This is a genomic window from Peribacillus sp. YIM B13482 (genome assembly GCF_042787975.1).
Taxonomy (GTDB): Bacteria; Bacillota; Bacilli; order Bacillales; family DSM-1321; genus Peribacillus; species Peribacillus simplex_A.
In genome coordinates this window covers 24,137-45,877 of sequence record NZ_JBHZPF010000044.1, presented here as the reverse complement: position 1 = coordinate 45,877, position 21,741 = coordinate 24,137, and the positions used below count along the sequence as shown (strand labels likewise).

15 protein-coding genes are annotated in these 21,741 nt (G+C 39.8%); 5 read left to right on the top strand and 10 right to left on the bottom strand.

Annotated elements, in window-relative coordinates; translation table 11 throughout:
- Window positions 1-336: 336 nt before the first annotated feature.
- On the top strand, window positions 337-519 hold the full coding sequence (locus ACFX4L_RS18690; protein ID WP_089364188.1) for a hypothetical protein: 183 nt from the start codon (window positions 337-339) through the stop codon (window positions 517-519).
- Between the two features lie 57 nt (window positions 520-576).
- Here ACFX4L_RS18690 and ACFX4L_RS18685 read toward each other — a convergent pair whose 3' ends face one another.
- From ACFX4L_RS18685 to ACFX4L_RS18675, 3 genes are all read right to left on the bottom strand, one after another.
- Window positions 577-2,304 carry a glycine betaine ABC transporter substrate-binding protein gene (locus ACFX4L_RS18685; protein WP_377384947.1) on the bottom strand — a complete coding sequence of 576 codons (1,728 nt, stop codon included), beginning with the start codon at window positions 2,302-2,304 and terminating at the stop codon, window positions 577-579.
- Between the two features lie 4 nt (window positions 2,305-2,308).
- On the bottom strand, window positions 2,309-3,514 hold the full coding sequence (locus tag ACFX4L_RS18680; protein WP_377405876.1) for a quaternary amine ABC transporter ATP-binding protein: 1,206 nt from the start codon (window positions 3,512-3,514) through the stop codon (window positions 2,309-2,311).
- Window positions 3,515-4,876: 1,362 nt separating this feature from the next.
- Window positions 4,877-6,910 (bottom strand): sigma-54 interaction domain-containing protein, encoded by a 2,034-nt coding sequence (locus ACFX4L_RS18675; protein WP_377405874.1) that lies wholly within the window; start codon window positions 6,908-6,910, stop codon window positions 4,877-4,879.
- Window positions 6,911-7,185: 275 nt separating this feature from the next.
- Between ACFX4L_RS18675 and ACFX4L_RS18670 the strand changes: the two genes are divergently transcribed.
- Both ACFX4L_RS18670 and iadA read left to right on the top strand, forming a co-directional pair.
- On the top strand, window positions 7,186-8,607 hold the full coding sequence (locus tag ACFX4L_RS18670; protein WP_377384951.1) for a YfcC family protein: 1,422 nt from the start codon (window positions 7,186-7,188) through the stop codon (window positions 8,605-8,607).
- 28 nt (window positions 8,608-8,635) lie between these two features.
- Window positions 8,636-9,808, top strand: a complete 1,173-nt coding sequence (gene iadA, locus ACFX4L_RS18665) for a beta-aspartyl-peptidase (RefSeq protein WP_377405872.1) — start codon at window positions 8,636-8,638, stop codon at window positions 9,806-9,808.
- A 687-nt stretch (window positions 9,809-10,495) separates the two neighbouring features.
- On the opposite strand, the gene ACFX4L_RS18660 is transcribed toward iadA, so the two are convergent.
- Together ACFX4L_RS18660 and ACFX4L_RS18655 are read right to left on the bottom strand one after the other, a co-directional pair.
- A complete protein-coding gene (locus ACFX4L_RS18660) occupies window positions 10,496-10,903 on the bottom strand; it encodes a sporulation protein (RefSeq protein ID WP_061461243.1) in 408 nt (135 codons plus the stop codon).
- Between the two features lie 62 nt (window positions 10,904-10,965).
- On the bottom strand, window positions 10,966-11,937 hold the full coding sequence (locus ACFX4L_RS18655; protein WP_377405870.1) for a sporulation protein: 972 nt from the start codon (window positions 11,935-11,937) through the stop codon (window positions 10,966-10,968).
- 598 nt (window positions 11,938-12,535) lie between these two features.
- On the opposite strand from ACFX4L_RS18655, the gene accD reads away from it, so the two are divergent.
- Complete coding sequence (gene accD, locus ACFX4L_RS18650; protein WP_377405868.1) at window positions 12,536-13,390, top strand: acetyl-CoA carboxylase, carboxyltransferase subunit beta; 855 nt, start codon at window positions 12,536-12,538, stop codon at window positions 13,388-13,390.
- A complete protein-coding gene (locus tag ACFX4L_RS18645) occupies window positions 13,387-14,340 on the top strand; it encodes an acetyl-CoA carboxylase carboxyltransferase subunit alpha (RefSeq protein ID WP_377405866.1) in 954 nt (317 codons plus the stop codon). Before accD ends, ACFX4L_RS18645 begins: the two co-directional genes overlap by 4 nt.
- A gap of 570 nt (window positions 14,341-14,910) precedes the next feature.
- On the opposite strand, the gene ACFX4L_RS18640 is transcribed toward ACFX4L_RS18645, so the two are convergent.
- The 5 genes from ACFX4L_RS18640 to pbp4b form a co-directional block, all read right to left on the bottom strand.
- A complete protein-coding gene (locus ACFX4L_RS18640) occupies window positions 14,911-16,308 on the bottom strand; it encodes an amino acid permease (protein WP_377384997.1) in 1,398 nt (465 codons plus the stop codon).
- A gap of 325 nt (window positions 16,309-16,633) precedes the next feature.
- Complete coding sequence (gene hutH, locus ACFX4L_RS18635) at window positions 16,634-18,151, bottom strand: histidine ammonia-lyase (protein WP_125162862.1); 1,518 nt, start codon at window positions 18,149-18,151, stop codon at window positions 16,634-16,636.
- A 113-nt stretch (window positions 18,152-18,264) separates the two neighbouring features.
- Window positions 18,265-18,714, bottom strand: a complete 450-nt coding sequence (gene hutP / locus ACFX4L_RS18630; protein ID WP_061461237.1) for a histidine utilization transcription antiterminator HutP — start codon at window positions 18,712-18,714, stop codon at window positions 18,265-18,267.
- A 400-nt stretch (window positions 18,715-19,114) separates the two neighbouring features.
- Window positions 19,115-19,627 (bottom strand): GNAT family N-acetyltransferase, encoded by a 513-nt coding sequence (locus ACFX4L_RS18625; protein WP_377405864.1) that lies wholly within the window; start codon window positions 19,625-19,627, stop codon window positions 19,115-19,117.
- 115 nt (window positions 19,628-19,742) lie between these two features.
- Window positions 19,743-21,116 carry a penicillin binding protein PBP4B gene (gene pbp4b, locus ACFX4L_RS18620; RefSeq protein WP_284468970.1) on the bottom strand — a complete coding sequence of 458 codons (1,374 nt, stop codon included), beginning with the start codon at window positions 21,114-21,116 and terminating at the stop codon, window positions 19,743-19,745.
- Window positions 21,117-21,741 lie beyond the last annotated feature (625 nt).

Sequence of the window (21,741 nt, the reverse complement as noted above, 5' to 3'; positions counted from 1 at the left end):
ACTTTATTTTTGGGTAAAGAGCAGGTTTTCGTGCTAGATGGTGGCGGCGAGAATCGCCGCCATAGAAGTTTCTTATGTATCAGGGATCACTATTTTCCAACTGAATTTTAACATTCAATTATAGGCAGTTCCACAGAAATTTAAGAATTTTCCAAACAATGAAAAAGCCTGCCGGTGTTAAAATAGTTGACCGCTTATAAATATCAATGATATAAAAAGGGAAATGAAGAAGTAGGGCCCTTATTCCTTTTTAACTTGTTCAATGCTATTACCCAAACTAGAGAGTGTTCTCTAAAGGTAGTTATATTACATGCGGTTGACGAAGGTGGATAAAGGATGAAAATGTTTAGGTTAATCGAAGATGATCCTTCTACGTATAAAAAGGGGACAAAATTTTTTTTAATATCACATTCAGAATTCATAGGTGTGAAAAGTTATGTATTACTAGCTGAAGATTTGAAAGGAAAGATCGAAGTAACGGAAGAAGAATTGAAGAGTAAATTCGTTTCCATACATTGATCTTTCGTTTAACTGAAAAAACGAGGGAATTTCATTTCTGAAATCCCCTCGTTTTTCTTATTTTAAATCTTCAATCGAATCAATATCGACGTAATCCGGTACAACCAGTCCATTCTTTGTTCCTTTTAAGTTTGGTCCAAGGTCAACCATATCATCTTTATACTTATTATAGTATTCAAGATGTGTACCAGGAAGCCATGCAGCCACCATTGCGTCCGCACTTCCGTTTGCAACGCCGGCAAACATTGGTCCCACTTCAACTTGACTTAATGTTACATCATAACCATTCTGTTCCAGAACCTTGCCAATTACATTTGTACTGGCAATTTCAGTGTCCCATGCAACATAAACCAGTTTGATTTTTTCACCATTTCCTGATTTAGCACCTTTAGTCCACTTGGACACTTTGTCCGGATTTTCGCTTATCCATTTTTCTGCCGCTTCTGAAGGAGACATCCCTTCAGTGACTTTGACCATTACATCTTCCATATCATCAGTTTTCCAGAAGAATTGATCAATAATTTTATAAGCGCCGGGCGCATCCTGTTCGAGGCCTTTTCTGGCAATCGAATTAATATTTTCAGCCCCGCCAAAGGATTTTTTCGGATCTTTGAGATATTTCAAGTCATATTTCGAGAACATCCAATGCGGTGACCATCCAGTAACGATGATCGGTTCTTTTTTATCAATTGCTTTTTTCAATTCAGCAACCATTGCCGCCGAAGATCCTTCAACCAACTTCCAATCATCCAACTTATAATCACCTATAGCCGTTTTAGTCAACTTCATCAATCCTGCTCCAGGTTCAATTCCGATGATTTCATAATTGGTTTTGGCAGCAAAACTGTTTTTATCCCCGTTCACAGCTTTTTCTTTTGTAAAAGTACCGAACAGTGCAGTCCCTACAACAAGTAAAGCTAATATTGTAAAAATGATTTTCCTGCTAACGATATGCTCGTAAGCTGGCTTACGAAGGTTTTGCGTGATACGATCTAGAATGATTGCAATGATTACGATGGATAATCCTGCTTCAAATCCTTGTCCTACATTAATTTGGCTGACAGCCCGGTAGACATCTGCCCCAAGCCCGGGTGCTCCAACCAATGAAGCTGTAACAACCATGGATAATGCAAGCATGATGCTTTGGTTAACTCCTGCCATAATCGTTGGAGTAGCCAATGGTATTTGTACCTTGAATAACTTTTGGCTGCTTGTTGAACCAAAAGCATCCGATGCTTCAATTAAATCATTAGGCACTTCCTGAATCCCAAGATTGGTCATACGGATTGTCGGTGCGATTGCGAAAATGAATGACGCAATGATCCCCGGCACTACCCCTATTCCAAAGAATAATATTGAAGGAATCAAATAAACGAACGCAGGCATCGTTTGCATGAAATCCAAAATTGGGGTTACGATCTTACGCACCGTTTTATTTTGGGCACACCATATTCCGATCGGTATCCCGATCAGTATGGTTAGGAATCCTGACAATATAACGATAGCAAGTGTTTGGATGCTTGATTCCCAATAACCAAGATTATCAATCAAAAGTAAGCTAATGAAAGTAAATATTCCCAATGGCCATCTGCTTGTATAGGTAACCAGAAGGGTAAGGACTATAATTAACACGATGGAAGGTCCAGCACTCATTACATCGACCAGGATATTCAGTAGACCCTCAATCACATTCGTAATAAGTGTAAATAATCCAGCAAATACAATAGTTATCCAATCCACTAAAGAATCGACCCAAGCTCCTAGTGGTATTTTTGTCATATTCATTGAATTATTCACTCTCCATTTCATTCAAGGAATCTTTATTTCCTGCTAAAGCACCAATCACGGCACCGCGAAGCAGAATTCCTTTAATTCTTTTCTGTTCATCAATCACTGAGATTGGCAAGCTTGAAGTTGCCATCACATCCATGAGGCTACCAAGTAATTCATCCTCTTTTACAGTTGGGATATCGGTTGACATCACTTCAGAAATCGATTGGTTATTGCTCATTGCCTGACGAGCCTGTTCTGCAGTCACTGCCCCCAATAATTTCTGCTTTCTATCCACAACAAAAATGCTGGAATACCCTTGTTTACGCATGATTTCCAATGCAACCCTCGGACCTCTGTCAACTGCGATCTTCTCTGGGCGTATCATTACATGAGAAGCTGTCAGTACTTTTGATAGATCAACATCTTCAACAAACTTCTCGACAAATTCATTAGCTGGATTCATCATGATTTGTTCAGGAGTTCCCAATTGAATCACACTTCCATCTTTCATAAGAGCAATTCTATCCCCTATTCTTAATGCTTCATCAAGATCATGGGTAATGAAAATGATCGTTTTTTTGTACTGATCTTGAATTTCAATCAACTCATCCTGCATATCCTTACGTATTAATGGATCAAGAGCACTGAAGGCTTCATCCATCAATAATATGTCCGTATCACTAGCAAGTGCCCGAGCTAACCCAACCCTTTGCTGCATACCACCGCTAAGCTGTGACGGCAGCTGATTTTCGTAGCCTTTCAATCCAACGGCCTCAAGTGCCTTCATCGCTTTTTCATGACGTTTTGTTGGATCCACTTTTTGAATTTCGAGCCCAAATTCAGCATTTTCCAATATCGTTTTATGCGGAAATAAAGCAAAGTTCTGAAAGACCATGCTTATTTTCTTTTGCCTGACTTCCCTTAGGCGTGCCGCGTTCATCTTCACGATATCTTCTCCCCCAATTAAGATTTCTCCCAATGTAGGATCGATCAAACGATTGAACATGCGGATTAAAGTGGATTTCCCACTTCCGGATAGACCCATGATGACAAAAATTTCGCCAGGATAAATCTCGAAATTCACATTATTAACTCCGACCGTTTGTCCCGTTTCTTTCAAGATTTCTTTTTTTGTTTTGCCTTGCATCAATAAATCTGTTGCTGCTTTTGGAGATTTGCCAAAAATTTTCGAAACATTTCTGACTTCTACATACGGCTTCATCAAGTCACCTCATTCTAATAGTTGCCCATATGATTCAGTTTTGCTGAATTTCCCCGTTTTATGCGAGTGATGATTATTAATACACAAGTACCTTGAAATAATCGAAATTTTAAAAAACGATTCTACCCACACACTTTTTTCTTCTGTTCTATACCATATTGAGGTAAAAAAAGCGGAATTGACACATATGTGAGTGGCACCTTCTTGCACAGGACCTAATGAACAAAGAAATTACTATTTTTATTGTTCCCAAGAAGCCATTCTTTACTTGGATTTTATATGTGTGATTAATTGAGCATTTCAAGTAGGAAAAGGAGGTGCAATCACAATTGAGGAAACAAGCAGGCACAGCATATACCAACTTTAATATAAAAGATTTCCACTTAGAGTTTTCTGTCCAGTCGTTGGACTAAAGATTACCCCTCTTAAGTACTTCATTTTCCTTAACCAGGTGGAATGATACTTGCAGTATGACACCATACGCATTGAAAATGATTATGGGATTCCCAATGTGTCTAATTTGAGCATTTCAAGTAGGGAAAAGAGGTGCAATACAACTGAGGAAACTAACAGGCACAGCATATATCAACTGAAATATATTGGTTTTTATTTTAGAGTTTTTTGGTCAGTTCCATCACACGGAATAAACCGTTCTCCCTAAAGTACTTCATTACCTTAACAAACAATGAATATAAATTCAAATGATGTGCGGCGGAATTGTTGAGTATATATGTTAAGAGCGTGCATCATATGAAAGTAGCACCATTCTTCTATAAACGTTGATTTATCAACGTTCATAGCAAAAACTCGGACGTCGAAAACAAATTTTCGGACACACGATTTATCATTTTTTTCAAATGTGAAAATATCTCATAATCGAATACTCTTCACTGACAAAACCAGTACAAAAAATATGGCTACTTTAGTTAGTGGATTGCCTTCTTTCAATTAACTCATTCATAGCTTCATCGGCTGTACAAGTTTTCCATTGCTGCAAAGGATATAAAATAATAAAAAATACAGACCGTGCATTTATAACTACACCCAGCGTGAACAATCGCTACACTTCTATTGCCTTGCTGTTCATTATCAAGATTTTATATTCAATCGTTTTTTTGTTATTTTAAAATACTTTTTATGACGTTGTGGCAGATAACAACCATATACCCCAAAATCAATATCCCTAACATCACTATATTTCTTGTTAAATAAAATTCTCATCTTCACTTATCAATTCATAATTTCTATATACTGTATAGATTTCTTTCTATAATTTTTTTTCCCATGCAGATATGTAAAAAAACCAATTGATTTACCAATCGGTTTTTTTGTTGAGAATTTAATAACTTATTTCAGCTACCCTCAGCGATTTGACTTTAGAAAATATAAATACTCTATTCCAGCCGCAGTTATCTTTGTGCCGGCCCGTCCTCTGCCTTTGATCACAAATCCTTCGCCCGCTAAAATATCCAAGCGGCGGCGGATCTGCTGCGTGGACAAGACAATGTCCGAATCTATGCTTTGACTTGATATAAGCTCTCTGCTCGCCGCTTTTCCTTTATCGTTACATTGCTTGATTACTTCCAAAATAAAAGTGCGCTCTTGCATTTCCAGCATACTTTCACACGCGGAGTATTTCGAAATCACACTTTCTCCCGCTTGTCCGTGCATGAACGGAAGGTCCCTTTTCATCAATACATTTCCCTCACAGACCGTCAGCATGTAATCAATAGTACTTTTCAGCTCTCTTATATTGCCGGGCCACTCATATTGCATGAAATATTCCAGTACGTCTTGCTCTACCTTTACCCACTTCCCACTCTTTGTGATGAGATGCTTAATCAAAAGTGGAATATCCGCTCTTCTCTCATTGAGTGGCGGAATGCGGAGATTAAGTACATTCAGCCGGTAAAATAAGTCTGTTCTGAACGAACCGTCCCGCATCTTTCCTTGAAGATCCTTATTCGTTGCTGTAATCAACCGAACATTAATGGGTATGATTCTTCTGCCGCCAATCCTTCGAATTTCTCCCTCCTGCAGAACTCGCAGCAGATGTGATTGAACTGTGAGACTTATGTCGCCAATTTCATCCAAGAAGATAGTCCCGTTATCCGCCAATTCAAACAAACCTTTCCTGCCTCCCCTTTGCGCTCCTGTAAATGTCCCTTCTTCATAGCCGAACAATTCACTTTCAAGCAAAGTTTCTGTTAATGCGCTGCAGTTCACAGCGAGAAACGGCCCGTTTTTTCGCATTGAATGCTCATGAATAGCATGCGCAAACAGTTCCTTTCCTGTTCCTGTATCACCCTGAATCAAAATCGGATGCCCCGACAAGGCAAGCTTCTTGGCGATCTGCTTACGTTCTTTCATTACTTCATGCTCGCCGATAATATCATGAAAGCTGTATTTCGTATAAAACCCCTTATTTCGCATTTCCCTTTGTGCCGTCTTTTCAATTTCAACGGCTTGATGTACACTCTTGAAGGTTGCGACAATTGTATTTTCTTTCTCCATTTGTAATCGAAAAATGACGACATCCATGCCATCTATATCGAAGAACTTGCTTGCATCCTTACCGTTCATGATGAAATCGGTAATATCCCGGCTATGCATTACTTCCTTCATATACTTTTTAACTACATCTTGTGGATCAACATGAAACAATGCCGCAAGCCTATTATTGAATACTGTAATCTGCCCTTCCTCGTTTACGACCAATATTCCATCATCGACAGTTCCCAGCACATTTTGGATGTGCTCGCTCATCCGCTTGGCATCCCGCTCTGCATATAACAGCCTACGTTGTAATTCAATGATATTCCTAATGTACCTTTCTGAAATCCTCGAGGATATATCCTTGTTCAAACCGCAGCGTTCTACAACTTCTAAAATTGTTGTCATGTCAAAAAGTCGCACACCTATATCGATTACTTCTTTTATGTATGAGGGACAAAGATTTGTTTCTCCTGGTGTAACTGCAATATGAACATCCTCATAAAACAAACTCCCCTTCCGAAAAGGGATGAATTGAACATGATCGACACCAAGCTGATATAAGGATTCAATAAGACTTATTGTTGCCTCATCAACATCATTCACCACCAAAACTGTTGAGCCTTCAGGTATTCTTAATAGTTTATCAATGTATTCATGATGAACCGTTCTCTTTCCCACAATTATTTTCTCGGCATTTATGCTAAAAATGTCGTTTGTTTTATCATAAGCAGCATCTGATGAATACAAGATTATTGTATCTTCCAGAGACTCCGGTAATCCCTCATCGGCAGAATGGCTTTTAATATGAACATAGTCTCCAAGCAATTGTTCCAGCTGTTCCTGCAAGGCTTGCTTTGTTTTTGCACTTCCCGCTATAAGCGTAAGTGAGGATTTTGACATAAAAGCACCTACCTGTCTTTAAATTGGTTCTATTATATCACCAAAAAGAACCAATAATGACCTTAAACTCTAATCTAATTCTAAAGTTTTCATAATAATCAATCTAGAAATATTGGCACAGATTTTGCATATATAAAGCATTGATGTGCCTATGGATTTGAAAAGGAGGGAAACAGCAGAATACGAGAAAAACAGATGATAGTCTATGAGGCCGGCATAATTTTGTAAGCGGTTTAGTTCCATGCTTTTATTTTAAATACAAAGGAGAGACATTTATGAGCCAAATTGAAGAGAAGGTTGTTTCGCTTGGAACACCAGGGAAAAAAGAGAGAAAAATCAATGTTTTTGTACTGCTGCTCTGCATTCTCGCAATAGCAACGCTATTCACTTACATTTTGCCGGCCGGGGAATTTGCACGAATTGAAGCGGATGGACGGACAACTGTAGACGCCAATTCTTTTAAATGGATAGAATCTGCACCAGTCGGATTGTTCGATATGATAAAAGCTATTCACACAGGAATGGTAGAAGCCGGAAATATTATCTTTTTCTTATTGATTATCGGAGGGTTTTTCGGTGTTTTAAGAGCAACAGGTACGGTTGATGTACTTATCGGGACAATGGCTCGGAAGTTGGCGAAGCGTGAAAAGCTATTGATTCCTGTCGTGATGCTGTTTTTCGCAGTAGGCGGCTCCTTAATGGGGATGGCAGAAGAAACACTGGCATATCTTCCTCTTATCATTCCCCTGGCGTTGGCTCTGGGATTCGATACAATTACAGGAACCGCCATTGTTATAGTAGGGGTAATGTCAGGGTTTACGACAGCCGTCATGAATCCATTCACAGTAGGACTCGCCCAAGGAATCGCAGAATTGCCGATGTTCTCAGGAATGGGATTCCGCCTTATTTTATTTGTTATTGTCTATCTGGTTTCCGTTCTTTATATCTATCGTTACGCAATGAAGGTAAAGAAAAATCCTTATATAGGAATCTACGGAAAATATACAAAAGAAGAATCGGAAAACTTGCTGCAATCAGGTGCGAAATTAACAGCGAGACACAAGTTCATCTTAGTAGCTTTTTTAATTAACTATATCGTCTTGGCGTTTGGAGTCATCAAGTTCCAATGGTACATGACAGAAATTGCTGCCTTATTCATTGTATTGACAATCGTAATTGGAATCACCGGAAAACTGTCTGCAGATCACATTGTCAACTCCTTTACTAATGGATCTGCAGCCTTGCTCGGCGGCGCTTTGATAATCGGCGTATCACGCGCCATTCTTGTTGTATTGAATGAGGGCCATATCGTCGACCCTATGCTACATCAAGTAGCTGAATCTATCCAGCATATCCCTGCCTTGTTAAGCGTTGCTGGCATGTACAGCTTCCAAACTCTTATCCATTTTATTCTAGCGTCCGGCACCGGTCATGCGATGCTGACAATGCCAATTATGGTGCCGCTCGCAGACTTATTGGATATTACACGCCAAACCGCAGTGTTGTCTTTCTCTTTCGCGGACGGAATCGGGAATATGATTTTCCCGACCGCTACCACCTTAATGGCAGGCTTAGCAATCGCAGGCATTTCTTGGACAAAGTGGGCGAAGTGGATTTTGCCGCTGGTGCTCATTCAATATCTCATCGGATTAGTAGCTGTTATCATAGCCCACTTCGTCGGGTATGGTCCATTCTGATAGCAGTATTTACAGGAGGAGAAACGAATTGCTTACTTTAATTAAAAATGGCGAGATATACTCACCCAATTACTTAGGACGGAAGGACATATTGATTACAAATGATAAAATCGCATTTATAGATGACAGAATCGAGATTCCTGACAACTTTGCCCCTATTCAAATCATTGATGCGGCTAATCTTTTCGTTGTTCCGGGTTTTATAGATTCACATGTTCATATTATTGGTGGAGGCGGCGAGGGAGGATTCAAAACCCGCACCCCCGAGCTGATGCTCACTGATATTACAACTTCAGGTATTACAACGCTGGTCGGCTTACTTGGTACGGACGGAACTACACGTAGAATGGAAAGCCTTCTTGCCAAGGCGCGGGCGCTTGAAGAAGAGGGTATTTCCTGCTTCATTCATACTGGCTCCTATCAAGTGCCAGTAAAAACATTGACGGGAAAAATCGAGGACGATATTATTTTAATCGATAAAATTATCGGTGTTGGAGAGATTGCAATCTCCGACCATAGATCATCAGAACCCACATTTGAGGAATTGACTAAAGTCGCCTCAGCGGCACGCAATGGCGGTATCCTGTCAGGAAAAGCTGGGATATTAGAAGTTCATGTAGGGGACGGAGATGGAAAGCTTTCATTGCTGCATGAAATTGTAGATAAAACCAACATACCAATTAGGCAGCTCCATCCGACACATATCAATCGAAATGGGGAATTATTCAGGGCGGGAATTGATTACGCGAAGAGAGGCGGATACGTAGACTTTACCACAAGTACCATTCCTTTGTTTTTGGAAGAAGGGGAAGTGAAGTGCAGCATAGGCTTGCGCCTGATGCTTGAAGAAGGGGTTCCAGTCGGGCACATAACCTTCTCTTCAGACGGACAAGCAAGCCTTCCCTTCTTTAACAGCCATGGGGAGTATGCAGGCCTACAAGTTGGAAAAGTATCCTCGCTATATCACGAAGTCCGTGATTCTGTTTTAAAGGAAGGCATCCCGTTGGAAACGGCACTGAAGGTCATCACCACCAATCCCGCACAAGTACTAAAGCTTTCGAGCAAGGGCAGCATCCAAACCGGGAAGGATGCTGATATTGTATTGTTGCAAAAGGATACATTGACAATTGATACTGTAATTGCAAGAGGACAAGTGATGGTAGAAAGGATGGCTCCGCTTATAAAAGGAACGTTTGAATGAGGGAGTGACTTTAATGCCAGGGAAAAGTCACCACTGTCACGGCGGAAGTTATCAACAAAGTGGACTTTTTAGGTAATCGGTAATGACATACAACTTGAGTTGTATGTCATGGAGCCTGTTCTTGCCTTCATCCCGCTTCAATCTACCAGCATTATGTACAGCTCTATCTATATTGAGTAAATACTATATTGAAGCTATTGCTGCAAATGAAGAGATCCGTGGAAAACTGCGTTGGTATCATCACGGCAATCAGTCTTCATATCGGCTATGAGACAGCTTTCCGTAGTCTCGCGAAGCTACCTTCGGCAAAAGAAAAGTCCGTGAGCTGTATGAAGCTAGGGTTCTCGAAAAAGAGGAACAGGATGTCATTATGAATTCTTATGAAATGACGCATCCCGAGATTTGCAGGTGCGCATCCATTGTCCAGAACATAAGATACAGCAAGTATTTGAAAGTACTTTAGGGTTTGTTAAGAAATATAAAATAGAGATTTCCTGTTAACTTGGAGATTATGCAGCTAATCAAACAATTATGAGTACATTCTTTTTTTTGCAACTTCACCCCTGGTGAAGTTGCTGTCTTTATACCCTAGCACTTAGTTTAATGATGACTATTAATATCCTCCTTCGTAAACTTAGAAAACATGAAAATCATAATTCAAACTAAATTTATATATTATTGTCAACTTCAATTTTCTTGACTAATTTGGTCTACTATTTGAATGATGTCCTGATCCTCGCTTATTACTCCTTTATCAAAAAACAACCTCGTGTTAAATCGGTAGGATATGTGCTCTGATGACAAGGCAGCGGAAATCGGCAACTGGAATGAAAATGGAATAAGGATTTCCTGCTCCTCCTCTATAAATTTTGTTGTCAGTATGGTTGTGGTATCAAAAATCCGTTGCACATTATTCACCTTGTCTAATTGCACTAAGTCACACTCCAACCGTTTTATTTTTTGCTCACAGATTCCTCCTATTATGGAGAATTCACCTGTTATCCGTTCTCCCAACCCATACTTTACCTTAGGCAATTTAAGATCGATTACAGCTTTTCCTATTCCTAATTGTGACAGATATCTTCTCAACAACAAGTTGTTTTCCCTCCTGGAATTTTACTACAACAATTAAAAATGATTAATGTTTGGTATCTAAGTTACTCATCCCCATCACCGAAAAAGCCACCAAAATCTTCAAACTGTTCTTCCACATCAAACATATCTTCTTCTATTCCAAGGGCATCAGTAGCCCCTTCTAGCACCCCATCCATATCTAAACCATCTATCATTTCGCTAAGCAGCATGCCACCCAATACTCCTGCGGCTAATCCTCCAACCATTCCCCCAACACCACTGAATTTATTTCCTGTAGGTGAATATTGATCATGATAAGAAAATGGACGCGTGAACAATTGAGGCTGTTCCACGACCTCTGCAATTTGTTGCTGTAAAAAATGGGTAAGCTCTTGATGTTCCTCTAACAGTCTATGATCAATAACAAATTCCCGTTTGGCTTCAATTTCTCGATTCCCATTTTGACAATCGATTTCCATAAACACCTGCTCTACAGCTTCATTTGAAGAAATCCGTATCTCCAATTCATTGATCTGGCCGGCAAATTGCGCTGTTGGAAAGAATGAAAATTCCTGTCCATAGGCATCCACTTTTCCTGAAGTAGGTTGTTCTCGAAAACCGAGCTTACTTAGTGAGTTGAAAATGGCTTCTAGTTCCTTTGGAGCCTTAAGGACCAATGCATCTACATCAATGTGATCCAATCCACCTTGAATATCTAGGTGAGTATCGAAAAAGTAAGAAATCGAACCTCTTGTTAAAGGAAGATCTTGCGGGATATTGTAAGTGAAGTCAAAATGTTTCTCTTCCTTTTCCTTAATTGTAAACGGACCGCTTAAAGGTACAGATGACACTTTTTTCGTGACAGTTTCCCCACGTTTTGTCCTCACTTTAATCATGAAGCCAACTGCTAACTGGTTAATTTGTTGTTGCACTTCTCCGCCATGTAAAATTACTTCCCCTTTTAGTGTCTCACCAGCATAATAAGAACGGTTTTCGTAGCGTAAATCAACAGTTGCTGCACCTTTCCCTAACTTAGCCATAAACTTCTTAAACATTCGGTTCATTTCTCCTTTAATTTCCATTAGTCTGTTATGATCATTTCACTTTCGCTTGAAACCCTATCAATTTATACGAATATATAGCTCTTAAAGTTTCATTTACATTCTAAGATTGCCCTCTTGAATATTATGTGTGCCTAATCTGCCCCTTTAAATTAAGAAAAAAACTATTAATCTTTATCTTTTTAACAATCTGATAACCAATAAAATATTATCCATGGAAGAATGACCCATTCAATTATATTAGTAATTGCATATTATGAGCTTACACCAATTAATGGGGATAAATGACGCTTTGCTATTTGGTAAATCGTTCTTTCTAAGAACTGGATCAATATTCACTATATAGAAGATAATAAGTAGTTTTTAATGTTTGTATACTCGGTTTGTATACAAGCCTATGTATTTCCCGTCGATAAAATCGTAAGTTTTTGATTTTCCAAGTAAACATGCATTCATACAGGAATAGATAATTTTTTATAATGAAGTCCCACTCTAGGGTGATTGCTGATTGTATAAAACTTTTTAATGAAAAGCTAAAAAACAAAACGGTGAGCGTAACTTGTAATAAAGCTGTCTTACCAAAGGAGGATTGATGGAGATTTACCCATTAAAGAGAGAAAAAATAGAATCAAATGAAATAGACAAAAGCCTTACTCCAATCCCTTTTACTTGTAAATCATGCGGGGAAACTTATGATGAATCTCTTATGAAGATAGAATTGAATGTGTGTCCGAAATGCCAATATCACCACCCGGTTACCGCTTATGACCGCATTTCAATGCTTACAGATAGTGGTTCTTTTTCGGAATTCAATAAATCTTTAATTTCCGTTGACCCGCTGAACTTCCCTGAATATAAAGATAAATTAATTTCTGATAAAAATAAGACTGCATTAAATGATGCGGTTATTACCGGGGAAGCTTCCATAGGTGGTTATCCGGTTGTGATTGGTGTCATGGATTCTCGTTTCCGTATGGGAAGTATGGGCTCAGCAGTCGGTGAAAAAATTACAAGAGCCATTGAGGAATCATTAAAAACACGAAAACCATTTATATTGTTTTCGGCAAGCGGCGGAGCTCGAATGCAAGAAGGAATTCTTAGTCTCATGCAGATGGCAAAAACGAGTGTTGCTTTAGAACAACTAAACTACGAAAAAATCCTTTTCGTATCCGTTTTAACGAATCCTACAACGGGTGGAGTTTCTGCTAGCTTCGCTTCATTAGGTGATATCAATATTGCCGAACCACAGGCTTTAATTGGCTTTGCAGGAAGACGCATAATTGAACAGACGATAAGAGAAGAACTTCCAGAAAATTTTCAAACCTCTGAATTTTTATTAGAACATGGGCAACTGGATATGGTTGTAAATAGAAGTGAATTAAAACAATCATTAACAACCATTTTAAAAATCCATCATCTCGATTTCAGGGAGTGTTTTAAACGATGAATTTGCAAGTATTAAAACAACTGGAAAATCAAATTGCTGAATTGAAAGAGGTGTCTACAAAGCATAATCTTGACCTTAACGAAGTAATAAATAATCTTGAGCAAAGAGTCAATGAAATCAAAATCCATCTTAACGAGAATATGGAAGTTTGGGATAAAATTCAACTATCAAGAATTCAACAACGCCCTACTACTTTAGATTTTATCCACCATATTTTTGAAGACTTTATTGAACTTCATGGTGACAGACTTTATGGGGAAGATCCTGCATTGGTTTCAGGAATAGCTACCTTCGAAGGAATGCCTATAACTGTTTTAGGAAATCAAAAAGGTAAAAATACTAAAGACAATATCTATCGTCGTTTTGGCATGTCGCAACCTGAAGGCTACAGGAAAGCCCTAAGAATTATGCAACAAGCCAATAAGTTCAATCGCCCCATCGTAACATTTATCAACACGGCAGGGGCCTTCCCAGGTCGTGAAGCCGAAGAACGCGGACAATCACAAGCTATCGCCCTCAATCTTCGTGAAATGGCAAGTTTTGGAGTGCCTATCATCTGTTTTGTAGTTGGTGAAGGCGGGAGTGGTGGTGCATTGGCTCTAGGTATAGGCAATCGAATCTACATGCTAGAAAACACATTTTATTCGGTTATTTCACCTGAAGGAGCAGCAGCATTGTTATGGAAGGATGCCTCACAAGCAAAACGAGCAGCTGAGGCATTGAAAATTACGGCTAAGGACTTGATGGAACTAGGGGTGATTGATGAGATCATCAAAGAACCTATAGGAGGAGCACATATTGACATCCCACTTCAATCGCACTTTATCAAAGAAACCTTACGAAAAGCATTACAAGAACTTGGTCAATTAGATAAAGGCAATCTACGCCAACAACGTTTTGATAAGTTCCGAAAAATCGGTGAGTTTATGGAAGAAAGGACATTTAAATAAGAAGATGAACAATTATTTCCCAACATGTTCATAGACCATTTGATATAGATTGTTAGACTCAACATTTTGTAATGTAAATTATAGTGCCCATGTCTTTCCTCCCCAATTACACCTGAATTATTTCTTATCTTTTTGTTACATTATTCATGGCCATGCCAAATAACCCTCCAAACCCTTTTGGCAGGGCTTATCTCTGTTTTACAAAACCGTTAATTAGGCTATATGGAAATCTCTTGCCTACTTAATAAAGCCTAAACTCAATGAACCTCCCCCAAATTTAATCGAACCACTTCACGTTTAAAATGTTTGTCCCTTTCCGCCAAAAAAAAAATCCCCTACAGGTAGATTATTAAATGTCCTTAATAATCTACCTGTAGGGGGATAAAAAAGGGATATCCCTTAAATGAAATTGATATTGTCCGTATTGATTCAATCATCTCCAACAGTTACCTCGGCTCAATCAACTGGCATCATTCAAATTTTGTTTATTTGGCGGTAAGGAACCTTGTCATTTCAAGGCTGCTAAATTTCTTAACAAAGAAAGTTGAAATTATTAAAGAAGTCTTATGTTTATTTTGCATTCCTGTGTTCATCAAAATCAATCTGGCACTCTTCTAGCGGAATTACTTTTGTTTTCTTAATTAACTTATACCCAAGCCACATTACCAGAAAAAATGGGATGCCAATATAGGTAGCAACCACACTTGCCCAATTAATGGTATCTCCAAGAAAGGCTTGATAGTTTTGCGCCATTAAAACGAATAAACAAAGGGCAAAGGAAAATATCGGTCCGAAAGGAAACCATTTTGATAGATAGGGAAGATCGTCCAGTGAATACCCTTGAGCAATGTATGCTTTTCTAAACCGGTAATGGCTCGCCGCTATACCTAGCCAGAATATAAATCCAGTGACCCCAACTGCATTCATCAGCCAAATATAGATAACTCCATCACCGAAAATGGAAGCAAAAAATGCAAGCATCCCAACAAGTGAGGTCACAATCAGTCCCCAAATGGGAACGCCGCGCTTGTTGAGCTTCCCAAAAATCCGCGGTGCCAGCCCTTCATTTGCCATTGAGTACAACATTCGGCTTGTCACGTAAAGACTTGAATTACCAGCAGATAATACAGCCGTTAAGATGATGGCATTCATCACCGAAGCAGCAAATGCCAGTCCCACTTTTTCAAACACCATCGTAAACGGGCTAACCATGATCGTGTGTCCCTGCAGGCTGCCATTCGTATAAGGAACGATCAGTCCAATAACAAGTATCGCTAGGATGTAAAAAAGGAAGATCCTCCAAAAGATGCTACGAACTGCACGAGGTACATTTTTTGCCGGGTCTTCACTTTCACCGGCTGCCACACCGACTATTTCTGTCCCTTGAAAAGAGAAACCAGCAGCAATGAAAATACCCAATGTTGCCAAAAAGCCACCGGCAAACGGAGCGTCACCAACTGTGAAGTTTTTAAAACCAATCGCCTCTCCGTTCATGATCCCGAATATCATCAATATTCCGACAACGATAAAAATGATGATGGTCGCCACTTTAATGAGCGAAAACCAATATTCCCCTTCTCCATATCCTTTAACTGATACGTAATTCAATAAGAATATCAAAACTAAAAACAAAGAACTCCATAAGAATGACGGGCTGTGAGGAAACCAAAACTTCATAACCATCGTTGCGGCAGATAGTTCCGCCGCAAGCGTCATCGCCCAGGTGAACCAATAGTTCCAACCAAGTGCAAACCCTAGTGCCGGATCGATGAAACGCGTAGCATAGGTACTGAAGGCTCCGCTGATTGGCATAAATGATGCAAGTTCTCCGAGACTTGTCATAATAAAATAAACCATGATACCGATAACGGTATAAGCTACCAAAGCCCCGCCAGGTCCTGCAGAGTGAATCGCCGGCCCGCTGCCGAGAAAAAGCCCTGTTCCAATAGCACCACCCAACGAAATCATCGTAAGGTGGCGCGCTTTTAGCTTTCTTTGTAAAGTATTTGACGGCTGGTTTTGCTCATTTTTATCAAACGGCTGCAATTGCCTATTTTCCAAATTGGGTTCCCCTCCAAAAATGCATATTTAATCTAGCAGTTACTTTTTGCAATTTTTACTTTTTCAAGGTCATTTTTTCTTATGCTAAGACCTTTTTTTGGAATTCAGGGATCTAAGTAGCATTTCCGCAACTATGTTAGGCTTAAAAACTCAAGTCAAAGGGCTTATATGCCTAACGTTTTTTAAAAGAATCACCGAATTTTTAAAGATTCGGTGATTTAGCATCATCATATTATGTTGTAGGTAAACTCCTATTAATAAATGAATTCCAATCGATTTGAAGTAACCAGCTTGCCGTTGCTTCAATATCTTTTGAAAAGATACGGTCTTGCGTAATGCTTGGAATGAGCTTTCTTGCTTCCGTATAAAACTCTTTTGTAAACGGAGCCATCTTTTCTATTCCACGGTATTCCACCGCTTGCAAGGCACAAATGAGCTCAATCGCCAAAACGCGGCGAACGTTTTGAATGATTTGATGTGCGTGTCGGGATCCAATCGTTCCCATGCTTACATGATCTTCCTGGTTCGCTGAAGATGGAATGGAATCCACACTTGCAGGATGTGCGAGTGTTTTATTCTCAGAGACGAGTGAAGCTGCACAATATTGCATGATCATCGCTCCAGACTGCAAGCCAGGTGACGGACTTAAGAATGGCGGTAAGTCATTCAGCTGAGGATTGACGAGTCGCTCAATGCGGCGCTCTGAAATATTCGCAAGCTCGGCAACAGCGATTTTCATGAAGTCCATCGCAAATGCTATCGGCTGGCCATGGAAGTTCCCCCCTGAAATAACCTTTTCCCCATCGTCAAAAATAAGCGGATTATCCGTCGCAGCATTCATTTCGATCTCCAATTTTTCTTTTACATAATCAAGAGTTTGCCATGAAGCACCATGCACTTGCGGAATGCAGCGAAGCGAATAAGCATCCTGTACCCGCAGTTCTCCTTGCTTGGTGATGAGCTGGCTGCCGTTGATCATGCGGCTAATCCTTTCCGCGACCTCTGTTTGCTGGCGGTAACCGCGTGCTAGATGAACATCCCGATCAAAGGCATCTTCAATACCGCGTAATCCTTCTAAAGTCAGTGAAGCAATCGCTTCAGTTTGATGGGCAAGCTGTTCGGCTTCAATGTAATTGACGAGCCCCATCCCCGTCATGGCCTGTGTTCCGTTAATTAATGCAAGACCTTCTTTTGCTTTAAGTGTCACCGGAAGAATGCCTTCTTTCGATAAAGCTACGATGGCCTCCATTCGCTCTCCTTTATAAAACACTTCCCCTTCTCCCATCAATACTAGCGCCAAATGGGAAAGGGGTGCCAAGTCCCCACTTGCCCCAAGAGAACCTTGCTGAGGGATGACCGGATGGATATGGGCATTCAAAAGATCGATCAGACGTTCAATGACAACAGGACGGACGCCTGAGAACCCTTTTAATAGTGCATTGGCACGGAGAAGGACCATAGCTCTCGAAACCACCTCAGGAAACGGTTCCCCGACTCCGCATGCATGGGAATGAATCAAATTCCACTGCAGCTGCTCTGCGTCCTCTGCATCAATCAATACATCGCTGAACTTCCCGAATCCTGTTGTAATACCGTAGACGACTTTCTTTTGTTTTACGATATTCTCAACCGCTTCCCGGCTTTTTTCCACTTTCTTAACACTCTCGGCTGAAGCAGAGACAAATGCTTCCCCATATAATACTTTTTTCGCTTCTTCAATCGTTAAAGTTTGGCCCGTTAACATAATCATTTCCTGCACCCCTATTCTTTTTTTAAACAAACAAAAGGAGGCCATATTGACAGACTTATCCAGTCTACAATACAGCCCCCTATTTCACTAAATAACTATAGGCTTTTAATTATTTAAATGTGGTTAATTCCCAAACCAACGGCTTCATGTTCAAATCCCCGAACCGGTGCTCCAATCGTTCCATACACGGCGACAGCAATCCATTCACCTTCGTCCCCGCTTTTAAACGGCCTGCCCCGAACGATTGCAAACCGAAGGCCCGCAGTCCTCAAAAGACCGCCAAGCTCGACTTGGCCCCGTGTCACGCCTTGGAGTGCTTCGATGATCGCATGATACAGCGCATGCATTTCCCGATACATATCGGGATTGACTAATCCAAGTCTTTTAGCTGATGTCTCAATGGCCGCAACTATTTTCTGCAGCTCCATTGAACCGACTTTACCTTTTCCATAAAGCCAATCCATCCGCTTTAGATCATTCGTCAATATGACTTCTTCCTCTTCGTCCGCAAACGCGTACATGATTGCATGGCGCCCGATTCTTTTGTCGAATTCCTTTGTCATGCAGGTACCTCTTTTTATAATTTTCTAAATAGACTAATAACTAAATATTATTGTAAGCGGATACAGTCTGTTCAGTCAACATATTTTTTCATTTGTTTTAACATTTCTTTTTGGGGCTAATGTTCATCATCCCTAATTACCTGCTCATCATATCGAAAATGCTAGCTTTGATAAGCGCTTCAGGCGGTGGTAGTACAGCATCAAACAGTTGGTTCCCCACTTGCCTTTAGAGGACACCAAGAGGATCTTGATGAAGTGAGTACTCCTTATCCTCCCTTCGGTCCGGTACCGTTGACAGGCGCCAATGTGTCGCACTTGGCCACATTTATAAAAACTAAAAATGTGAACGGTGTAAAACATAAGTCTTGTTACTAACGCACCCGTAGTTGAAGATGACACTTTATTTTTCTAAACATAGAACCATATGTTCTTCGTCATAATAGACACCATTTACTTTTAAAGCTTTTTCCTCAAAGCCAAAAACATTGAAACCTAAGTTTGCGTAAAGGTTTTTGGCTTTTTGATTACTTGTTACTACAGTCAAATTTATTTTCTCGACATCTTCTATTTCTTTCGCTTTATTTATAGCTTCTGTTAATAAGGTTTTTCCAACACCCAATCCACTTTTCTTCGAAGTTACATACATAGCAAAAATATTTGCCCTATGTTGCAATTTTTTGTGCTGTTCTTGAATTAAGGTAACTACCCCAATGAGTTCCTCGTATTCATCAAATGCCCCAAAGGTAAAATTCCCTTTGGTTTTTAAATTATTAGCAACCTGCTCTATTGGATTCTCCTTATTTATAGATTCCTCGTAGCTTGTTGCGAATGCTTCTGGATAGTTTTTTAATCCTTCTATTCTTAATGCCCAATAACTTTCAGCATCAGATGGAGTTAGTAGCCTGACTTTCATTATGTCCCCCCAAAATATTATTTAAGATTTAAGACTGTGTACCACATACAAAGTCAACTTGATGACCCTGATATCCCGACTGGCAAATTGACTTCCCTACGAAACATATTGCCTCTTATTCCTTCGTTTCCAATGCATCATAAATCGCAGTTACAACACTTCCATAGCTTCCTGTTTTGAAGAGGTCACCGAAAAACTGATTGGAATTGGCTACAGGGTTAACGAGCGGAGAATGCTTTTTATTTGTAAGTAGAACAATCCCTAAATCTAATTCAGGATCTATGATCGTGACCGTCCCAGTCCATCCAGTATGTCCGTAAGCACTGTCACTCGCATAAGAGCTGAACATCCACTCCATGCTAGCATCGCCATTTCGCCTCCACCCAAGTCCGTAAGTAGGATTCATTTCGGAAGGTGCGACGAATTCATCGATTGTTTCTTGATCAAACAACTTATGTTTACCGTAGCCCCCGCCATTCAGCATCACTTGCAGGAGGACAGCGAGATCGCTTGTGGTCGAGAACAGACCTGCATGACCCGAAACGCCTCCCATCGAATAAAAGGCTTTTTCATCATGAACTTCACCTTGAAGTGTGTATGTGCGAACGTTAGGAAAATCAATCACGCCATCCCGCGTGTTCCCAAGCAATTCAGTTGCAGCAACATCCTTTGGCTTAAAGCCTTTTTGAAGGGGGTTGAACTTTGTATTTTTCAAATTAAGCGGCTTGTACAATTCATTTTCAACATAGGTGTCAAGCTGCTGACCCGTGATTTTTTCAACAATGGCACCGAGCAGCATATAGTCGACATCACTGTATACATTCTGTGTTCCAGGTACATATGTCAGCGGTGTTTTAGATATGAACTCAATGGTCTTATCCCGTTCCTGTGAAAAAAGGTCTTTCGAAACCTTTGGATTATGGTATTGCGGATCTGGTCTAAAACCCGCTGTATGATGAAGCACATCAATAATCTTCAGGGTATCCTTTCCTTTGATCACATCCGCTTCCATGTCTTTGAATTCAGGAATGTATTGCTGAACTCTTGCATGGATATTCAACTTGCCTTCACTGACTAATTTCTGAATAGCAAAATTAGTTGCATACATTTTCGTGTTTGAAGCAAGGTCAAATAAAGTGTCCTTGTCCATTTTCTGAAACTTCTTAAGTGGCGTATATCCATTAAATTTCTGTTTGTACCCATAGCTTTCATTTTTAACGATCTTACCGTCCTTTATGACAATCAGGGCAGCACCAGGGAAACCGGCAGCCACTTCCATTTCAATCAGCCGATCCACCTTTTCCAGCTTTTCAGAAGAAAAGCCCGCTTCTTCTGGTTTTTTTGCTTTCGTTAACACAGGATACTGGCTGGCAGTTTCCTTACTCACAGGAACTTCCTGATTTGCATTTTCTTTAGCAAATGACACGGAAGGTGCAAGTAATGAGAGTGCCAGAATTGAACTTAGTGTGCAGCTTGTCCATATATTCATCCTTTTCCCCCTTTGTAATCGTACTTAGAAAACAAGAAACGAACAACTTTACCCTTTGACTAATGTCGAAAGAAATAAACTGGATTTAATAAGTTTAAGGAATACTTCGATTTAATGAGGGAGAATTCTTTACTTCCGTTCTATTACCAGGATTCACATTCCCACAAAACGGTAATTACTTTTCCTTTCCGTTCCGGTACAAGGGTTGCGATTGGATTATTTTATTCTTGAACGTCTTTATTTTGCAATTTTTTTATCACGTAGTCGTTAATGGTTAAGGATACTACTTACTAACAATTCCTAATTTTCAGTATATATTATTTCAAACATCATTTCAATTTGGTATCTGAATCTTTAAAATTATATTTCAATCATGAGCATAAGCCCAATGTAGGAGGTAAAGCAATTATTGACCAAAATTATCCACGTCATTTCTACATTCGGGTCTTTCCATCGATACACGGGCAAATGTCAGAGTTAAATACCTCAAGGTAGTACCAAAAATAAAGGGGATAGAAATAGGCTTTGCTTTTAACTTTCTTGCATAAGAAACGTGTAAGAACATCATACTATTTGAGAAATAAAGGGATTTCAAAGAATTCAGCTGCTGATATGAGGCAAGTAT

Coding starts and splice junctions, on each gene's coding strand:
- ACFX4L_RS18625 (WP_377405864.1), bottom strand. CDS start 19,627: ATGAAAGTCAGGCTACTAACTCCATCTGATGCTGAAAGTTATTGGGCA.
- hutH (WP_125162862.1), bottom strand. CDS start 18,151: ATGATTATGTTAACGGGCCAAACTTTAACGATTGAAGAAGCGAAAAAA.
- ACFX4L_RS18690 (WP_089364188.1), top strand. CDS start 337: ATGAAAATGTTTAGGTTAATCGAAGATGATCCTTCTACGTATAAAAAG.
- ACFX4L_RS18655 (WP_377405870.1), bottom strand. CDS start 11,937: ATGTTTAAGAAGTTTATGGCTAAGTTAGGGAAAGGTGCAGCAACTGTT.
- ACFX4L_RS18645 (WP_377405866.1), top strand. CDS start 13,387: ATGAATTTGCAAGTATTAAAACAACTGGAAAATCAAATTGCTGAATTG.
- ACFX4L_RS18670 (WP_377384951.1), top strand. CDS start 7,186: ATGAGCCAAATTGAAGAGAAGGTTGTTTCGCTTGGAACACCAGGGAAA.
- ACFX4L_RS18685 (WP_377384947.1), bottom strand. CDS start 2,304: ATGAATATGACAAAAATACCACTAGGAGCTTGGGTCGATTCTTTAGTG.
- ACFX4L_RS18675 (WP_377405874.1), bottom strand. CDS start 6,910: ATGTCAAAATCCTCACTTACGCTTATAGCGGGAAGTGCAAAAACAAAG.
- pbp4b (WP_284468970.1), bottom strand. CDS start 21,116: ATGAATATATGGACAAGCTGCACACTAAGTTCAATTCTGGCACTCTCA.
- accD (WP_377405868.1), top strand. CDS start 12,536: ATGGAGATTTACCCATTAAAGAGAGAAAAAATAGAATCAAATGAAATA.
- ACFX4L_RS18640 (WP_377384997.1), bottom strand. CDS start 16,308: ATGATTTCGTTGGGTGGTGCTATTGGAACAGGGCTTTTTCTCGGCAGC.
- hutP (WP_061461237.1), bottom strand. CDS start 18,714: ATGACAAAGGAATTCGACAAAAGAATCGGGCGCCATGCAATCATGTAC.
- ACFX4L_RS18680 (WP_377405876.1), bottom strand. CDS start 3,514: ATGAAGCCGTATGTAGAAGTCAGAAATGTTTCGAAAATTTTTGGCAAA.